Below are 16,017 nucleotides of genomic sequence, written 5' to 3' on the forward strand. Positions count from 1 at the left end.
CTGCCGCTGTCGCTGTCCTACGATCACCGCGTGATCAACGGGGCCGCCGCCGCGCGCTTCACCAAGCGTCTGTCCGACCTGCTGGGCGATATCCGCACCCTGCTGCTGTAAGTGTTGTAAGGGGGAGGCTCCGGTCTCCCCTTCCTCTCGACGAGCACGCCACGCTCGTACTCTCCAGCCCTGCCGGACGGTGGGGCTTCTTTTTATCCGCACTATTCCGACCGCCGCCGCCCCTGCGCGCCCCTCGCCTCAACTTCGTCGTGTGACGGCCGATACAGTCCTGGCTTGTCAGCGCCCCACGCCTCATGCAAATCTTGCCAACGCCCATAGAATTCGGCCGAGGCAATGCACCTCGCCCGTACCTGGAAATCACGCCGCGCATGAAGAGTCATCCCGATGCCGCCAGCCGTTCGGTGGCCGAGGTTGTCACGCAACTTCCCGTCCCTTCGCGGCTGGGGCTGTTGCGCTTCGAGCGACTGAACGAAGCCAGCTGGACCCTGCTGTTCCTCGACCCGGGCTGCGAGCGCCAGATCGGCGTGCCCGCCCAGGACCTCTGCGGCATCCTCGACGCCCCCTACGCCAGCCTGATGGAGCCCGAGGCCCGCCACCGCCTGCATGAGCAGGTCCAGCAGCAACTGCTTCAGGATGGCCACTATCAGGTGCGCTACTGCCTGCACTCGCCGCGCGGCCCTTTGAACATCCTGGAAGTCGGCGAGGCCTTCCAGCAGCATGGCCGGCAACTGCTGCACGGCTACCTGCTGCAGGACGAAGGCGATGCCCAGGGCGCCGAGGCGGACCCACGGCTGCTGGATCTGGAAGCCCAGAACCTGCGCCTGAAGATGTCGCTGGAGATGTACCAGCGCTCCCAGGACGAACACCTGCAGCACCTGGTGCGCTCGCGCACCCAGCAGAACCTGATCGTGCGCCTGGCACGGCACCGCTACCTGTCCAGCGACCCACTGCTGGAAGCCGCACAGCTGATCGTCCAGGCTGCCTGCGAAGTCTACGACGTGGCCCGTGCCGGTATCTGGCGCCTGCATCCGGACAATCGCCTGGAGGCGGTTACCGTCTACCGTCGCGACATCGACCAGTACGAGAAGCCGCAGGACATCGACGCCAGCAGCTTCCCCCACTACCTCGACGCAGTCCACAGCGGCCGCGCCATCGACGCCCATAACGCCATCCAGGACCCGCGCACCCAGGAACTGGCCAAGCGCTACCTGCGTCCCCAGGGCGTCAACGCCATGCTCGACGCCACCATCCGCATCGGCGGCGAAGTGGTCGGGGTGCTGTGCCTGGAGCACGTCGGTGAAGTGCGCATGTGGCAGAGCGACGAGATCGCCTTCGCCGGCGAGCTGGCCGACCAGTACGCCCAGGTGCTGATGAACCACGAACGGCGCAACGTTTCCAGCGCCCTGCACCTGTTCCAGCGCGCCGTCGAGCAGAGCGCCAGCGCCTTCCTGCTGATCGACCGCGACGGGCTGGTGGAGTACGTCAACCCGAGCTTCACCGCCATCACCCAGTACGGCGCCGACGAAGTGCGCGGCCGCCGCCTGCCGGAACTCCCCGCACTGACCAACCTGGCGGAACTGCTGTTCGACGCGCGCTCCGCCCTGGTCAACCAGAACAGCTGGCAAGGCGAGTTCCGCAGCCGCCGCAAGAACCTCGAGCCCTACTGGGGCCAGCTGTCGCTGTCGAAGGTGCACGACGACAAGGGCGAGCTGACCCACTACATCGGCATCTACGAAGACATCACCCAGAGCAAGCTGGCCCAGCAGCACATCGAGAAGCTCGCCTACCGCGACAACCTCACGGGTCTCGCCAACCGGCACTTCTTCATCAGCGCCCTGGAAGAGCGCCTGCAGGCCGGCAGCCAGCATTCGCTGGGCCTGCTGCTGGTGGATATCGACAACTTCAAGCGGATCAACGACAGCCTCGGCCACCAGACCGGCGACAAACTGCTGTCCAACCTGGCCCGGCGCCTGCGCAGCAGCCTGAGCGACACCACCACCCTGGCGCGTTTCGCCAGCAACGAATTCGCCGTGCTGCTGGAGGAGTCCGTGGCCGGCCGCGGCGAGAAGATCGCCGAACAGATTCTCGACGTGCTCGACAAGCCGCTGTTCGTCGACAACCAGCTGATCAGCATCACCGGCTCCATCGGCATCGCCTACGCGCCGCAGCACGGCTACGACCCGCAGACCCTGATGAAGCACGCCGGCCTTGCGCTGCACAAGGCCAAGGCCAACGGCAAGCACCAGGTGCAGACCTTCACCGAGGCGATGACCGCCGAGGCCAGCTACAAGCTGTTCGTCGAGAGCAACCTGCGCCGCGCGCTGGTGCAGGACGAGCTGGCGGTGCATTACCAGCCCAAGCTGTGCCTGCGCAGCGGCCAGCTGCTCGGCCTGGAAGCGCTGCTGCGCTGGCAGCACCCGGAAAAGGGCATGATCCGCCCCGACCAGTTCATCAGCGTGGCCGAGGAAACCGGCCTGATCATCCCCATCGGCAAGTGGGTGATCCGCCAGGCCTGTCGCCAGGTGCGCGAACTGGCCGCCAAGGGCCTGGGCGAGCTGCACATCGCGATCAACCTGTCGCCCAAGCAGTTCAGCGACCCCGACCTGGTCGGTTCCATCGCCGCGATCCTCAACGAGGAAGGCATCCCCGCCGGGCAGATGGAACTGGAACTCACCGAAAGCCTGCTGCTGGACGCCACCGACGACACCCGCCAGCAGCTCGAGCGCCTGAAGAGCCTGGGCCTGACCCTGGCCATGGACGACTTCGGCACCGGCTACTCGTCGCTGAGCTACCTGAAGAAATTCCCCATCGACGTGATCAAGATCGATCGCAGCTTCATCAAGGACATCCCGGACAACCAGGACGACATGGAAATCACCTCGGCGGTGATCGCCATGGCCCACAACCTCAAGCTGCAGGTGGTCGCCGAAGGTGTGGAGACCGCCGCCCAGCTGGCCTTCCTTCGGCGCAACCGCTGCGATATCGGGCAGGGTTACCTGTTCGACAAACCGATTCCCGGCATCGACCTCTCCTCCAGCCTGCAGCGCTATCCCTGCCGCCCGAATTGAGCCCCGCAGCGAGGGCAAAACGCTGTAATCTTCCGCGAGTAGAAGAGTCTATTGCCGCCCATAGAGCCCGTTCACGATCTTGCGAGCTAGAGCAGAACAAGGCAAAAACAGGCGAGGACGCGGAGTTTACGAGCTGTAAATGAGCAGTCCGAGCCTGTTTTTAACGCAGTTATGCCGACGCGCAGCAGGTCGTGAACAGGCTCCTACTCAAAGGAGACGAATGCCATGACCCTGCGCTCGCAAATACTTGCCCACAAGCTGGAGCTGCCCAGTTCCGCCCAGGCCCTGCCGGGCCGGGAAAGCCCGATGCCAGTGCCGGAAACGCATTACGTCAATGGCCGCCCGCTGACCGCGCCCTTTCCCGCCGGCCTGCAGCAGATCGTGCTGGGCCTGGGCTGTTTCTGGGGCGCCGAGCGGCGCTTCTGGCAGCAGCCGGGCGTATGGGTGACCGCGGTGGGTTACGCCGGCGGCCTGACCCCGAACCCGACCTACGATGAGGTCTGCTCCGGCCTGACCGGCCACAGCGAAGTGGTGCTGGTGGTCTACGACCCGCGCGAGACCAGCATCGAGGCGCTGCTCAAGGTGTTCTGGGAATCCCATGACCCGACCCAGGGCATGCGCCAGGGCAACGACACCGGCACCCAGTACCGTTCGGCGGTCTACTGGTTCGACCAGGCGCAGAAAGCCGCCATCGAAGCCAGCCGCACGGCCTTCCAGAAGGAGCTGAGCGCCAAGGGTTACGGCGAGATCACCACGGAAATCCGCGAGGTGCCGCCGTTCTACTACGCCGAGGCCTACCACCAGCAGTACCTGGCGAAGAACCCCAACGGCTACTGCGGCCTGGGCGGCACCGGCGTGTGCCTGCCGGCGTAACAAAAGCCCCTCACCCTAACCCTCTCCCGCAAGCGGGAGAGGGGACCGTTCGGCGCAGGAGGAAACGACTCAGTCAGCCGGCACGGACAGCTCCCTCTCCCTGAGGGAGAGGGCTGGGTTGAGGGGTACACGCCGGCACAGCGTTTCAAGAGGAATAATGGTTGCTCCCACAAAAAAGCCCCGGCATTGCCGGGGCTTTTTTCATTCCGAGATCAGCCAGTCCAACTGCCAACTGCCCTCGCTTTGCGCCAGCGTCTCCGCCAGCCACGGCAGCAGGCCGCGCAGCTCCTCGTCCAGCGGCCACGGCGGGTTGGCGATGACCAGGCCGGAGCCGTTCAGGCGCTCGGACGTATCCGCCGGGTGCACGCACAATTCGGCACGCAGCAGCTTTGGCGCCGAGCTCTTCTCCAGACGCTGGTAGAAACGCTTGAGCTGGCGGCGGTCCTTGATCGGGTACCAGATGGCGACCACGGTCTGGCGCATGCGGCCGATGGCCTCGTCCAGCGCGGCCACGCAACGCTCCAGGTCGTCGCCCTGCTCGAACGGGGGGTCGATCAGCAGCACGCCACGCTTCTCGGACACCGGCAGGAAGGCGCGCGGCAGCAGCCAGCCATCGCCCTGGTGCACGGCGATGCGGCGCTCGCCGCCCATGTTGGCCTTGAGCAGGCGGCCGTCCTCGGGGTGCAGCTCATTGAGCAGCACGCGGTCCTGCGGGCGGGTCAGGCGGCGCGCAAGCTCCGGCGAGCCGGGATAGAACTCCAGGCCGCCGTCGGGGTTGAGGGCACGCACCACATCCAGGTAGTCCTGCACCAGCTCCGGCAGGTCATCGCGCTCCCACAGGCGGCCGATGCCCGACTCCCATTCGCCCGTGCGACTGGCTTCGTCACCCAGCAGGTCGTACAGGCCGACGCCCGAGTGGCTGTCGAGGTAGGCGAAGGGCGTGTCCTTGCGCGCCATCAGCGCGAAGATGCGCGCCAGGGCGATGTGTTTGAACACGTCGGCATGGTTGCCGGCGTGATAGGCATGGCGGTAGTTCATGGATGGCAGACTCCTCAAGGCGCGCAGTGTAGCCGTAGTCGAGGTGTTTTAGCCCTTTATCACGCTCGTGGATGATTCTGTGCGAGGTTCATTCACCAGACTAGACTGCGGCCATTCCCACGGAGGTCGATCCATGTCCGAGACCCTGCTCAGCTCCCGCAACCTCGCTTTCGAACTCTACGAAGTGCTCGACGCCGAGGCCCTGACCCGGCGCGATCGCTTCGCCGATCACAGCCGCGAGACCTTCGACGCCGCCCTGGGCACCGCCCGTAGCATCGCCGAGGAACTGTTCGCCCCGCACAACCGCAAGAACGACGAGAACGAACCGCAGTACGTCGACGGCGGCGCGGTGCTGATCCCGGAAGTGAAGCCGGCGGTGGACGCCTTCAACGAGGCTGGCTTCCAGAACGCCTCGCGCAGCTTCGAACAGGGTGGCATGCAGCTGCCGCACCTGCTCTCGCGCGCCTGCTTCGCGCACTTCCAGTCGGCCAACATCGCCACCTCGTCCTATCCGATGCTGAGCATGGGCGCCAGCCATCTGATCGAGACCTTCGGCAGCGACGAACAGAAGCGCCTGTTCCTGCAACCGATGATCGACGCACGCTTCTTCGGCACCATGGCCCTGACCGAGCCTCACGCCGGCTCCTCCCTGGCGGACATCCGCACCCGTGCCGAACCTGCCGCCGACGGCAGCTACCGGATCAAGGGCAACAAGATCTTCATTTCCGGCGGCGACCATCCGCTGTCGGAGAATATCGTGCACATGGTCCTGGCCAAGCTGCCGGACGCCCCTCCCGGCGTGAAAGGTATCAGCCTGTTCATCGTGCCGAAGTTCCTGGTCAACCCGGACGGCTCCCTCGGCGCGCGCAACGACGTGACCCTAGCCGGCCTGTTCCACAAGATGGGCTGGCGCGGCACCACCTCCACCGCACTGAACTTCGGCGACCAGGGCGAGTGCGTCGGCTACCTGGTGGGCAAGCCGCACCACGGCCTGGCCTACATGTTCCAGATGATGAACGAGGCGCGCATCGGCGTCGGCATGGGCGCGATCATGCTCGGCTACGCCGGCTACCTGTACTCCCTGGAATACGCCCGAGAACGTCCCCAGGGGCGCCCGGTGGACGCCAAGGACCCGACCTCGGCGCCGGTCTCCATCGTCCAGCACGCCGACGTGAAGCGCATGCTGCTGACCCAGAAAGCCTACGTCGAAGGCGCCTTCGACCTCGGCCTGTACGCCTCGCGTCTGGTGGATGACAGCGAAACCCTGCCCACCGAGGAAGAGCGCAAGCAGGCCCACGAGCTGCTCGACCTGCTCACCCCGATCGTCAAATCCTGGCCCTCGGAGTTCTGCCTGAAGGCCAACGAACTGGCGATCCAGATCCTCGGCGGCCACGGCTACACCCGCGAATACCCGGTGGAACAGTACTACCGCGACAACCGCCTGAACCCGATCCACGAAGGCACCCACGGCATCCAGTCGCTGGACCTGCTGGGGCGCAAGCTGACGCAGAACAACGGCGCCGGCCTCAAGCAGCTGACCCGCCTGATCAACCAGTGTTGCGCACGCGCCCAGGCGCACCCGTCGCTGGACAAGCTGCGCGAGCCGCTGGAACAGCTGATGGCGCGCCTGTCGGCGACCACCCTGAGCCTGCTCGGCGACCTGATGCAGGGCCGCGTGGCACAAGGGCTGGCCAACTCGGCGCTGTACCTCAAGGTGTTCGGCCACGCGGTGATCGGCTGGCGCTGGCTGGAGCAGGCAATCCGCGCGGAGGAAGGCCTGGCGCTGATCCAGAACGGTGCTGGCAATGCCGCCGACACCGACTTCTATCGCGGCAAGCTGCAGGCTGCGCGCTACTTCCTGACCTGGGAAGTGCCCTCCTGCCACCACGAGCTGGCTCTGCTCGAAGCCCGCGACGACACTTGTTCGACCATGCAGGACGCCTGGTTCTAGTCCTGCATGTCCCTCCAGCCCCGGCCACGTCCGGGGCTTTTTTTGCCTGCGGCCTGGAATGGCCGGCGCTCCAGCCACCGACTGGAATTTTTCCCTCATAAACTACGGAAAGAACCGACAAGCAGCACCAAACCAGCCGACAGCGAAACCAGGGTGGCATGCCGTTGAATAGCGCCCGCGCAACTTCACGACTGTCACGCCAATGGCCATGCACACCTCGATGTTCCCTCGCCTGTCCCGCAACCTGCCCGTTCTGCTGCCCCTGCTCGCCACCGCGGCCGGGCTGACCTGCATGGTCTACCTGCTGACCCCTGACTCGGCGGACGCACTCCCCGGCGACAGCCCTTTGCGCGCCCCCGCACAGTCGCTGAACCCAGCCCCCATCTACAGCGAACCCAGCACCGAAGCCCTCGAGCACGCCGACCAATACCTGAAGATCATCGACAAGGCGATGAGCGACGGGCTGGCCGTGCTGCGCGGCGGCGATGGCCAATCCATCGCCTCGCAGAGCCGCTACTTCAATGCGCTGGTCAATGCCGGCTACGCCCAGTTCGGCTCCTCCTACTTCGAGCCGCTGGGCAGTTGCGGCGTCGCCGGCAGTTCCGCACGGAACCTCTGGCATACGCAAATCCGCGCCGTCAGCGGCACCCGCCAGGAGAACCTGTCCGGCGAAGTGCACAAGGCCCTCGTCACCCTGCAACACGACCGGGAAGCCTGCCTCTCGGCGGTCCGGCTGGTTCCCGACGAGGCGCAGCAGTGGGCGCCCACGACACTCTCCGCCCTCAACCCGGTCCCCGCCTGGAACAACGCCTCACCCTGGTCGGAAATCGTCGCCGAACGAAGCTCAACTAACCTTTGACAGCCTTGCAAATCCGCAGGTTAGAATCGCTTGGCATGCGGCCTGCATCCTGATCCCCAGTAGCGTCGCCACTCCCCCATACCCCAGGAGGTCGACACACTTTGGATGCCGTGGCCATCAACAGCTATTTCCTGATCGCTGCTGTGCTGATCGGCATGAGCATTCTGGTCAGCTCGCTGTCTTCGCGACTGGGCATCCCGATCCTGGTCATCTTCCTCGCCGTGGGCATGGTCGCCGGCACCGACGGCCCCGGCGGCATCGGCTTCTCCAACTACCCCATCGCCTACCTGGTGGGCAACCTGGCACTGGCCGTGATCCTCCTCGACGGCGGCTTGCGCACGCGGGTCGTGAGTTTCCGCGTGGCGCTCTGGCCAGCGCTCTCGCTGGCCACGGCCGGGGTACTGATCACCGCCGGCCTGACCGGCATCGCCGCAGCCTGGCTGTTCAAGCTGAGCTGGATGGAAGGCCTGCTGATCGGCGCCATCGTTGGCTCCACCGACGCCGCGGCGGTGTTCTCCCTGCTCGGCGGCAAGGGACTCAACGAACGGGTCACCGCGACCCTGGAAATCGAGTCGGGCAGCAACGACCCGATGGCGGTGTTCCTCACCGTCACCCTGATCGACATGCTTGCCCACGGCGAAAGCGGCATGAGCTGGAGCTTCCTCTGGCACTTCCTGCGTGAGTTCGGCATCGGCTCGCTGCTCGGCCTCGGCGGCGGCTGGCTGCTGCTGCAGGTGATCAACCGCATCCACCTGGCCAGCGGCCTCTATCCGTTGCTGGTGATCAGCGGCGGCCTGCTGATCTTCGCCGTGTCCAACGCGGTGCACGGCAGCGGCATCCTTGCCATTTATCTGTGCGGCCTGATGCTGGGCAACCAGCCGATCCGCTCCCGCCACGGCATCCTGCACATGCTCGACGGCATGGCCTGGCTCGCGCAGATCGGCATGTTCCTCGTGCTGGGCCTGCTGGTCACGCCCCACGACCTCTGGCCCATCGCCCTGCCGGCGCTGGGGCTGGCGCTGTGGATGATTCTCTTCGCCCGCCCGCTCTCGGTGCTGGTCGGCCTGATTCCGTTCCGTGCCTTCCATGGCCGCGAAAAAGCCTTCATCGCATGGGTCGGCCTGCGCGGCGCGGTGCCGATCATTCTCGCGGTATTCCCGTTGATGGCGGGTCTGCCCAACGCCCAGCTGTTCTTCAACGTGGCCTTCTTCATCGTGCTGGTCTCGCTGCTGGTGCAGGGCACCAGCCTGCCCTGGGCCGCCAAGCTGCTGCGGGTGATAGTGCCGCCGGACCCGGCGCCGATTTCCCGCGCTGGCCTGGAAGTGCACCCGACCAGCGAGTGGGAGCTGTTCGTCTACCACCTGAGCAAGGAAAAGTGGTGCATCGGCGCCGCCCTGCGCGAGCTGAAGATGCCCGAAGGCACCCGTATCGCCGCCCTGTTCCGCGGCACCCAACTGTTGCACCCGTCCGGTAGTACCATCCTCGAGGCCGATGACATTCTTTGCGTAATCGGTCACGAGCATGACCTCCCCGCCTTGGGCAAACTGTTCAGCCAGGCACCGGACCGCGGCCTGAGCGCGCGCTTCTTCGGCGACTTCGTCCTCGAAGGCGACGCCCAGCTCTCCGCCGTGGCCTCGCTGTATGGCCTGAAGCTGGAAAACGTGGACGGCGAGCAGACGCTGGGCCGCTTCATTGCCCACGAAATCGGTGGCCAGGCGATCATCGGCGACCAGGTGGAATGGAACGGCCTGACCTGGACCGTGGCCGCCCTGGATGGGAACAAGATCCGCAAGGTGGGGGTCAAATTCCCCGAAGGTCGACCCGGCCCCGGCCTGTTCCTCTGACCGCCTACCGGCGCTCGCTTGCGGGCGCCGGCCAGCCAGCACTAACCTCACTCCACTTTTCGCACGAGCCGCTGATCGCGACCATGTCATTCCTGCTGCGTACCCTGCTTACCGTCGTCCTCCTGGGCGGCTCGCTCACCGGCCTGCCCGCGCTGGCCGCCGACAACACCCCGCCCAGCGCCGACCAGGTGCAGCAGAGCCTCGACGGCCTGGCCGACCGCAAGCTGTCGGATGCCGACGCCAAGCTGGTCAAGGCGAGCCTTGAGAACACCCTCAAGCTGCTGGCGACCAAGGATGACAGCGAGAAGCAACTGGCCGAACTCAAGGGGCGGCTAGCCGACGCACCCAAGCTGATCAGCGAGAACCAGAAGGCCCTGAACCGTCTCAAGGGCAGCAGCGACAAACCGGCCGCGCAGCGCTACGCCGGTTACAACGCCACCCAGCTGGAAATGCTGCTCAACGAGCAGTCCACCCAGTTGGCCGCCTGGCAGAAGGAGATGGCCGACGCCAAGGGCGATGCGCTCACGGCGCAAACCCGCCCCGAGCGCGCCCAGGCCGACCTGAGCCGGAACCAGACGCGCCTGCTGGAGATCGCCGGCCTGCTCAAGGCCGGCAAGGAAAGCGGCAAGCCGCTGGGTAACGAGCATCGCGACGAACTGCTGGCCGAGCAGGCCGCGCTCACCGCGCAGAACCAGCTGCTGCGTCAGCAGCTGGCGGGCAACAACCTGCTGCTCGACCTCGCCTCCAGCCAGCGCGACCTGTTGGCCGAACGCATCGGCCGTGAGGAGCACGAGACCCTCGAACTGCAGACGATGATCAGCGAGAAGCGCCGCGAACAGTCCGAGAAGACCGTCGCCGCGCTGTCCAAGGACGCCGACCAGGCCGCCGGCACCGACAGCCTGCTGAGCCAGGAGAGCGCCACCAACCTCAAGCTCTCGGACTACCTGCTGCGCACCACCGACCGCCTCAACACCCTGACCCGGCGCGACCTCGAAGCCAAGCAGCAGTTGGACAACCTCACCCAGGGCGAGCAGGCGCTGGACGAGCAGATCAACGTCCTGCGCGGCAGCCTGCTGCTGGCCAAGATCCTCTACCAGCAGAAGCAGTCGCTGCCGGTGATTAGGACCGACCGCGACCTGGCCGACGAGATCGCTGACCTGCGCCTGTACCAGTTCGAGCTGAACCAGAAGCGCGACGAGCTGAACAACTCCGAGGTGTACATCGACAACCTGCTGGCCCAGCAGCCGCAGGAAAGCATCACCCCGCAGTTGCGCAAGGACCTCTCCGAGCTGGTCAATACCCGCCTGGAACTGATGGAGCGTCTCAACCACGAGCTGAACGCGCTGCTCAACGAAGCGATCACCCTGCAGCTGAACCAGAAGCAGCTCAAGGAAACCGCCGACAAGCTGCGCGCCACCCTCGACGAGCAGATGTTCTGGATTCCCAGCAACCGCCCGCTGGACCTGTCGTGGTTCAAGATGACCCCGACTCTGCTGCATCACCAGCTGTCCGAAGTGCCCTGGGGCTCGGGCGTGAAGGAGCTGGGCGCAGGCCTGATCGACCGGCCGTTCCTCTTCCTGCCGCTGCTCCTGCTGGTCGCCGGCCTGCTGTGGAAGCGCCGGTTCCTCTACGACAAGCTCGAATCGCTGAACGACGACATCGGCCACTTCAAGCGCGACAGTCAGGCGCACACCCCCCTGGCCCTGCTGCTCGCCGTTTTGCTGGCGCTGCCCGGCACCCTGGCGCTGGCCATCGCCGGCCTGGCCCTGCTGCTCGACGCCCGCGGACAGAACGCCACCCTCGGCAGCGCCCTGCTGGAAATGGCGCAGGTCTGGCTGGTGTTCTACACCGCGCACCGCATCCTGCGTCCGGGCGGCATCGCCGAGCGGCACTTCCACTGGAGCCAGCCCCAGGTGCAGTTCCTCGGCAAGCTGATGCGCCGCCTGGGCCTGGTGGTGATGTCGCTGGTCGCGGTGGTCACCGTCGCCGAGCACCAGCCGGCGAGCCTCGCCGATGACGTGATCGGCATCGCCATCGTCCTGTTCGGCTACGCCGCAATGACCTGGATACTGGGCCAGCTGCTGTTCGGCAGCCCCTCCAGCGAGCGCCCCTCGATGATCAAGATGATCGTCGGCCTGGGCTTCACCGTGCTGCCGGTGGCGTTGTTCCTGGCGGTGGGCTTCGGCTACTACTACACCGCGCTCAAGCTCACCGACCGCCTCATCGACACCCTGTTCCTGCTGATGTTCTGGATGGTGGTGGAAGCCACCTTCGTCCGCGGCATGGGCGTGGCCGCGCGGCGCCTGGCCTACCAGCGCGCGATGACCAAGCGCCAGGTCCCGCCCAAGGAAGGCATCGAGGGCGGCGAAGTGGTGGAAGAGCCGACCCTGGGCATCGAGCAGATCAATGAGCAATCGATGCGCCTGATCCGCCTCGGCCTGCTGATCGGCTTCGTGGTCACCCTGTACTGGGTCTGGGCCGACCTGATCAGCGTGGTCTCGTACCTCGACAACGTCACCCTCTACCAATACACCAGCGGCACCGGCGACGCGGCGTCCACGACGCCGATCAGCCTGGGCGACTTCCTCATGGCGCTGGTGATCGCCGCGGTGACCGTCGCCCTGGCGCGCAACCTGCCCGGCCTGCTGGAGGTGTTGGTGCTGCAACGCCTGACCCTGGCCCAGGGCAGCGCCTACGCCATCACCACCCTGCTCTCCTACGCCATCAGCGGCATTGGCTTCGTCAGCGCGCTCTCCACCCTCGGGGTGAGCTGGGACAAGCTGCAATGGCTGGTGGCAGCGCTCTCGGTCGGCCTGGGCTTCGGCCTGCAGGCGATCTTCTCCAACTTCGTCTCCGGCCTGATCATCCTCTTCGAGCGTCCGGTACGGATCGGCGACGTGGTGACCATCGGCACGCTGTCCGGCACCGTCAGCAAGATCCGCATCCGTGCCACTACCATCACCGACTTCGACCGCAAGGAAATCATCGTCCCCAACCAGACCTTCATCACCGGCCAGCTGGTGAACTGGTCGTTGAGCGACACGGTGACCCGGGTGACCATCAAGATCGGCCTGGCCTACGAAAGCGACCTGCCCCTGGCGCGCAAGATCATGCTCGACGCTGCCCACGCCAACTCACGCATCCTGCGCGACCCGGAGCCGGTGCTGTACTTCACCACCATCAGCGCCAGCACCTTCGACTACGAACTGCGTTTCCACGTGCGCGAACTGGGCGACCGCAACCCGGCGGTGGACGAAACCCTGACCCGCATTGCCCTGGCCTTCCGCGAGAAGGGCATCGACATGGCGTTCAACCAGGTCGACGTGTTCGTGAAGAACCTCCAGGGTCAGGAAGCCCAACTGGTCATCGGCCAGCAGCCCTCTACCACGCCGGTTCAGCTCAAACCGGCGCAGGACAAGCCCGACGCGAGCAAGGCCTGAGGGTGGACGCCTCCGGATAAATCCGAGCACAATGCTCGGACTTATCCGGAGTCACCCAGTGAAAAAGCTCGACGAACTCGCCTTCGATAACCGCTTCGCCCGCCTGGGCGATGTCTTCTCCACCGAAGTCCTGCCCGATCCCATCGCCGACCCGCGCCTGGTCATCGCCAGCCCGCAGGCCATGGCGCTGCTCGACCTCGACCCGAGCGAAGCCAACGACCCGGTGTTCGCCGAAATCTTCGCCGGCCACAAGCTGTGGAACGCCGCCGATCCGCGGGCGATGGTCTACTCCGGGCACCAATTCGGCGCCTACAACCCGCGCCTGGGCGATGGCCGCGGCCTGCTGCTGGGCGAAGTGCTCAACGACGCCGGCGAGCACTGGGACCTGCACCTCAAGGGCGCCGGGCAGACACCCTACTCGCGCATGGGCGACGGCCGTGCGGTACTGCGCTCCTCGATCCGCGAATTCCTCGCCAGCGAATACCTGAACGCGCTGGGCATCCCCACCAGCCGCGCGCTATGCGTCACCGGCTCCAGCACCACGGTATGGCGCGAGACCAAGGAAACCGGCGCGATGCTGCTGCGCCTGGCGCCCAGCCACGTGCGCTTCGGCCACTTCGAGTATTTCTACTACACCAAGCAGGAAGAGCACCTGAAGACCCTGGGCGAGTTCGTCCTGCGCGAATACTTCCCGCAGTGTCAGGAGGCGGAAAAGCCCTACCTCGCCCTCTTCCGCGAAGTGGTCGAGCGCAACGCCGAGATGATCGCGCTCTGGCAGGCCTACGGTTTCTGCCACGGCGTGATGAACACCGACAACATGTCGATCCTCGGCATCACCTTCGACTACGGCCCCTACGCCTTCCTCGACGACTTCGACGCCAACCACATCTGCAACCACTCCGACGACACCGGTCGCTACTCGTTCAGCAACCAGGTGCCCATCGCCCATTGGAACCTCGCCGCTCTGGGCCAGGCGCTGACGCCCTTCGTCGAAGTCGATGACCTGCGCGCCACCCTGGACCTGTTCCTGCCGCTCTACCAGACGCACTACCTCGACCTGATGCGCCGCCGCCTGGGCCTGACCACAGCGGAAGATGGCGACCTGGAGCTGGTGCAAGCGCTGCTGCAGGCCATGCAGAAGGGCGCGGTGGATTACTCGCTGTTCTTCCGCCGCCTCGGCGAGCAGGCACCGGAGCAGGCGCTGGCGGTAGTGCGCGAGGACTTCGTCGATCTGGCCGCCTTCGACGCCTGGGCCGCCGAGTACAGCGTCCGCGTCGAACGCGAAGGCGGCAGCCAGGACGATCGGCGCGCGCGGATGCACGCGGTCAACCCACTCTACGTGCTGCGCAACTATCTCGCCCAGGAAGCCATCACCGCCGCCGAACAGGGCGACTACAGCGTGGTGCGCCGACTTCACGAAGTGCTGAGCAAGCCCTTCGAGGAGCAGCCCGATGCCGAGGCCTTCACCCGCCGTCCACCGGACTGGGGCAAGCACCTGGAGATCAGTTGTTCCTCCTGAGGCGGTTATAAGCTCAGCGAAAAGCGATCTAGCGGCGCCCCGGCGGTATTGCTCCCGGTCATTGACCAGGAGTCGGCGCCGCTCGCATCCTCGGGCCTTTCTGCCACAAGGATGCTCGAACAATGAAACTGGAAACCCTCGCCATTCATGCCGGCTACAGCCCCGACCCGACCACCAAGGCCGTGGCCGTGCCCATCTACCAGACCAGCTCCTACGCTTTCGACGACACCCAGCACGGCGCCGACCTGTTCGACCTGAAGGTCGCCGGCAATATCTACACGCGGATCATGAACCCGACCAACGCGGTGCTGGAGGAACGCGTCGCGGCGCTGGAAGGCGGGGTCGGCGCGCTGGCGGTGGCCTCGGGCATGGCGGCCATCACCTATGCCATCCAGACCGTGGCCGAGGCCGGCGACAACATCGTCTCGGTGGCCAAGCTCTACGGCGGCACCTACAACCTGCTCGCCCACACCCTGCCACGCTTCGGCATCCAGACCCGCTTCGCGCCCCATGACGACATCGCCGCCCTCGAAGCGCTGATCGACGAGCGCACCAAGGCGGTATTCTGCGAATCCATCGGCAACCCGGCAGGCAACATCGTCGATCTCCAGGCCCTGGCCGATGCCGCGCACCGCCACGGCGTGCCGCTGATCGTCGACAACACCGTCGCCACGCCGATCCTCTGCCGCCCCTTCGAGCACGGCGCGGACATCGTCGTGCACTCCCTGACCAAGTACATCGGCGGCCACGGCACCAGCATCGGCGGCATCGTCGTCGACTCCGGCAAATTCCCCTGGGCCGAGAACAAGGCCCGCTTCCCGCTGCTCAACACCCCGGACCCGTCCTACCACGGCGTCACCTACACCGAAGCCTTCGGCCCCGCCGCCTTCATCGGCCGCTGCCGCGTGGTGCCGCTGCGCAACACCGGCGCCGCCCTCTCGCCGTTCAACGCCTTCCTCATCCTGCAGGGCTTGGAAACCCTGGCCCTGCGCATGGAGCGCCACTGCGAGAACGCCCTGAAGGTCGCGCAGTACCTGCAGGACCACCCGCAGGTGAGCTGGGTGAAGTACGCCGGCCTCGCCGACCATCCCGAGCAGGCACTGGCGCTGCGCTACATGGGCGGGCGGCCGGCGGCGATCCTCTCGTTCGGCATCCGGGGCGGGCCGGAAGCCGGTGCGCGCTTCATCGACGCACTCAAGCTGGTGGTACGCCTGGTGAACATCGGCGACGCCAAGTCCCTGGCCTGCCACCCCGCCTCCACCACCCACCGCCAGCTCAACGACGAGGAACTGCAGAAGGCCGGCGTGCCGCGCGACATGGTGCGCCTGTCCATTGGCATCGAGCACATCGACGACATCCTCGCCGACCTCGCCCAGGCGCTGCAGGCTGCCGAGGCTTGAAACCCGGACCGCG

At 66.0% G+C, this 16,017-nt stretch carries 10 protein-coding genes; 9 read left to right on the forward strand and 1 reads right to left on the reverse strand.

The features are described 5' to 3' along the window. The 3 genes from ACNFBT_RS25365 to msrA form a co-directional block, all read left to right on the forward strand. Positions 1-111: 2-oxo acid dehydrogenase subunit E2 (locus tag ACNFBT_RS25365; protein ID WP_416747214.1), on the forward strand; the 111-nt coding region annotated here is incomplete at its 5' end. Positions 112-380: 269 nt separating this feature from the next. Then, positions 381-3,080, forward strand: coding sequence for a putative bifunctional diguanylate cyclase/phosphodiesterase (locus ACNFBT_RS25370; protein WP_416753468.1), 2,700 nt, complete (start codon positions 381-383; stop codon positions 3,078-3,080). 225 nt (positions 3,081-3,305) lie between these two features. Then, on the forward strand, positions 3,306-3,953 hold the full coding sequence (msrA, locus tag ACNFBT_RS25375; protein ID WP_416753469.1) for a peptide-methionine (S)-S-oxide reductase MsrA: 648 nt from the start codon (positions 3,306-3,308) through the stop codon (positions 3,951-3,953). A gap of 201 nt (positions 3,954-4,154) precedes the next feature. Here the strand turns inward: msrA and ACNFBT_RS25380 are convergent, their stop codons facing one another. Then, on the reverse strand, positions 4,155-4,991 hold the full coding sequence (locus ACNFBT_RS25380) for a 23S rRNA (adenine(2030)-N(6))-methyltransferase RlmJ (protein ID WP_416753470.1): 837 nt from the start codon (positions 4,989-4,991) through the stop codon (positions 4,155-4,157). Positions 4,992-5,124: 133 nt separating this feature from the next. Here ACNFBT_RS25380 and ACNFBT_RS25385 point away from each other — a divergent pair, with 133 nt between their 5' ends. From ACNFBT_RS25385 to ACNFBT_RS25410, 6 genes are all read left to right on the forward strand, one after another. Next, positions 5,125-6,942: an acyl-CoA dehydrogenase gene (locus ACNFBT_RS25385; RefSeq protein ID WP_416753471.1), complete on the forward strand. Its 1,818-nt coding sequence runs from the start codon at positions 5,125-5,127 to the stop codon at positions 6,940-6,942. Positions 6,943-7,144: 202 nt separating this feature from the next. Further along, entirely contained in the window at positions 7,145-7,801 is a 657-nt protein-coding gene (locus tag ACNFBT_RS25390; protein WP_416753472.1) for a hypothetical protein, read from the forward strand. A 101-nt stretch (positions 7,802-7,902) separates the two neighbouring features. Continuing rightward, on the forward strand, positions 7,903-9,645 hold the full coding sequence (locus tag ACNFBT_RS25395; RefSeq protein WP_416753473.1) for a potassium/proton antiporter: 1,743 nt from the start codon (positions 7,903-7,905) through the stop codon (positions 9,643-9,645). Positions 9,646-9,728: 83 nt separating this feature from the next. After that, the gene (gene mscK / locus ACNFBT_RS25400; RefSeq protein ID WP_416753474.1) at positions 9,729-13,085 is read left to right on the forward strand and encodes a mechanosensitive channel MscK; all 3,357 of its coding nucleotides are present in this window, start codon (positions 9,729-9,731) and stop codon (positions 13,083-13,085) included. A 58-nt stretch (positions 13,086-13,143) separates the two neighbouring features. Continuing rightward, positions 13,144-14,604: a protein adenylyltransferase SelO gene (gene selO / locus ACNFBT_RS25405; protein ID WP_416753475.1), complete on the forward strand. Its 1,461-nt coding sequence runs from the start codon at positions 13,144-13,146 to the stop codon at positions 14,602-14,604. Between the two features lie 122 nt (positions 14,605-14,726). Then, positions 14,727-16,004, forward strand: a complete 1,278-nt coding sequence (locus ACNFBT_RS25410; protein ID WP_416753476.1) for a bifunctional O-acetylhomoserine aminocarboxypropyltransferase/cysteine synthase — start codon at positions 14,727-14,729, stop codon at positions 16,002-16,004. Positions 16,005-16,017: the final 13 nt, after the last annotated feature.

The organism is Pseudomonas sp. NY15181, assembly GCF_048068055.1.
Lineage (GTDB): Bacteria > Pseudomonadota > Gammaproteobacteria > Pseudomonadales > Pseudomonadaceae > Pseudomonas.

Coding starts and splice junctions, on each gene's coding strand:
- mscK (WP_416753474.1), top strand. CDS start 9,729: ATGTCATTCCTGCTGCGTACCCTGCTTACCGTCGTCCTCCTGGGCGGC.
- ACNFBT_RS25380 (WP_416753470.1), bottom strand. CDS start 4,991: ATGAACTACCGCCATGCCTATCACGCCGGCAACCATGCCGACGTGTTC.
- ACNFBT_RS25385 (WP_416753471.1), top strand. CDS start 5,125: ATGTCCGAGACCCTGCTCAGCTCCCGCAACCTCGCTTTCGAACTCTAC.
- ACNFBT_RS25390 (WP_416753472.1), top strand. CDS start 7,145: ATGGCCATGCACACCTCGATGTTCCCTCGCCTGTCCCGCAACCTGCCC.
- msrA (WP_416753469.1), top strand. CDS start 3,306: ATGACCCTGCGCTCGCAAATACTTGCCCACAAGCTGGAGCTGCCCAGT.
- ACNFBT_RS25370 (WP_416753468.1), top strand. CDS start 381: ATGAAGAGTCATCCCGATGCCGCCAGCCGTTCGGTGGCCGAGGTTGTC.
- ACNFBT_RS25410 (WP_416753476.1), top strand. CDS start 14,727: ATGAAACTGGAAACCCTCGCCATTCATGCCGGCTACAGCCCCGACCCG.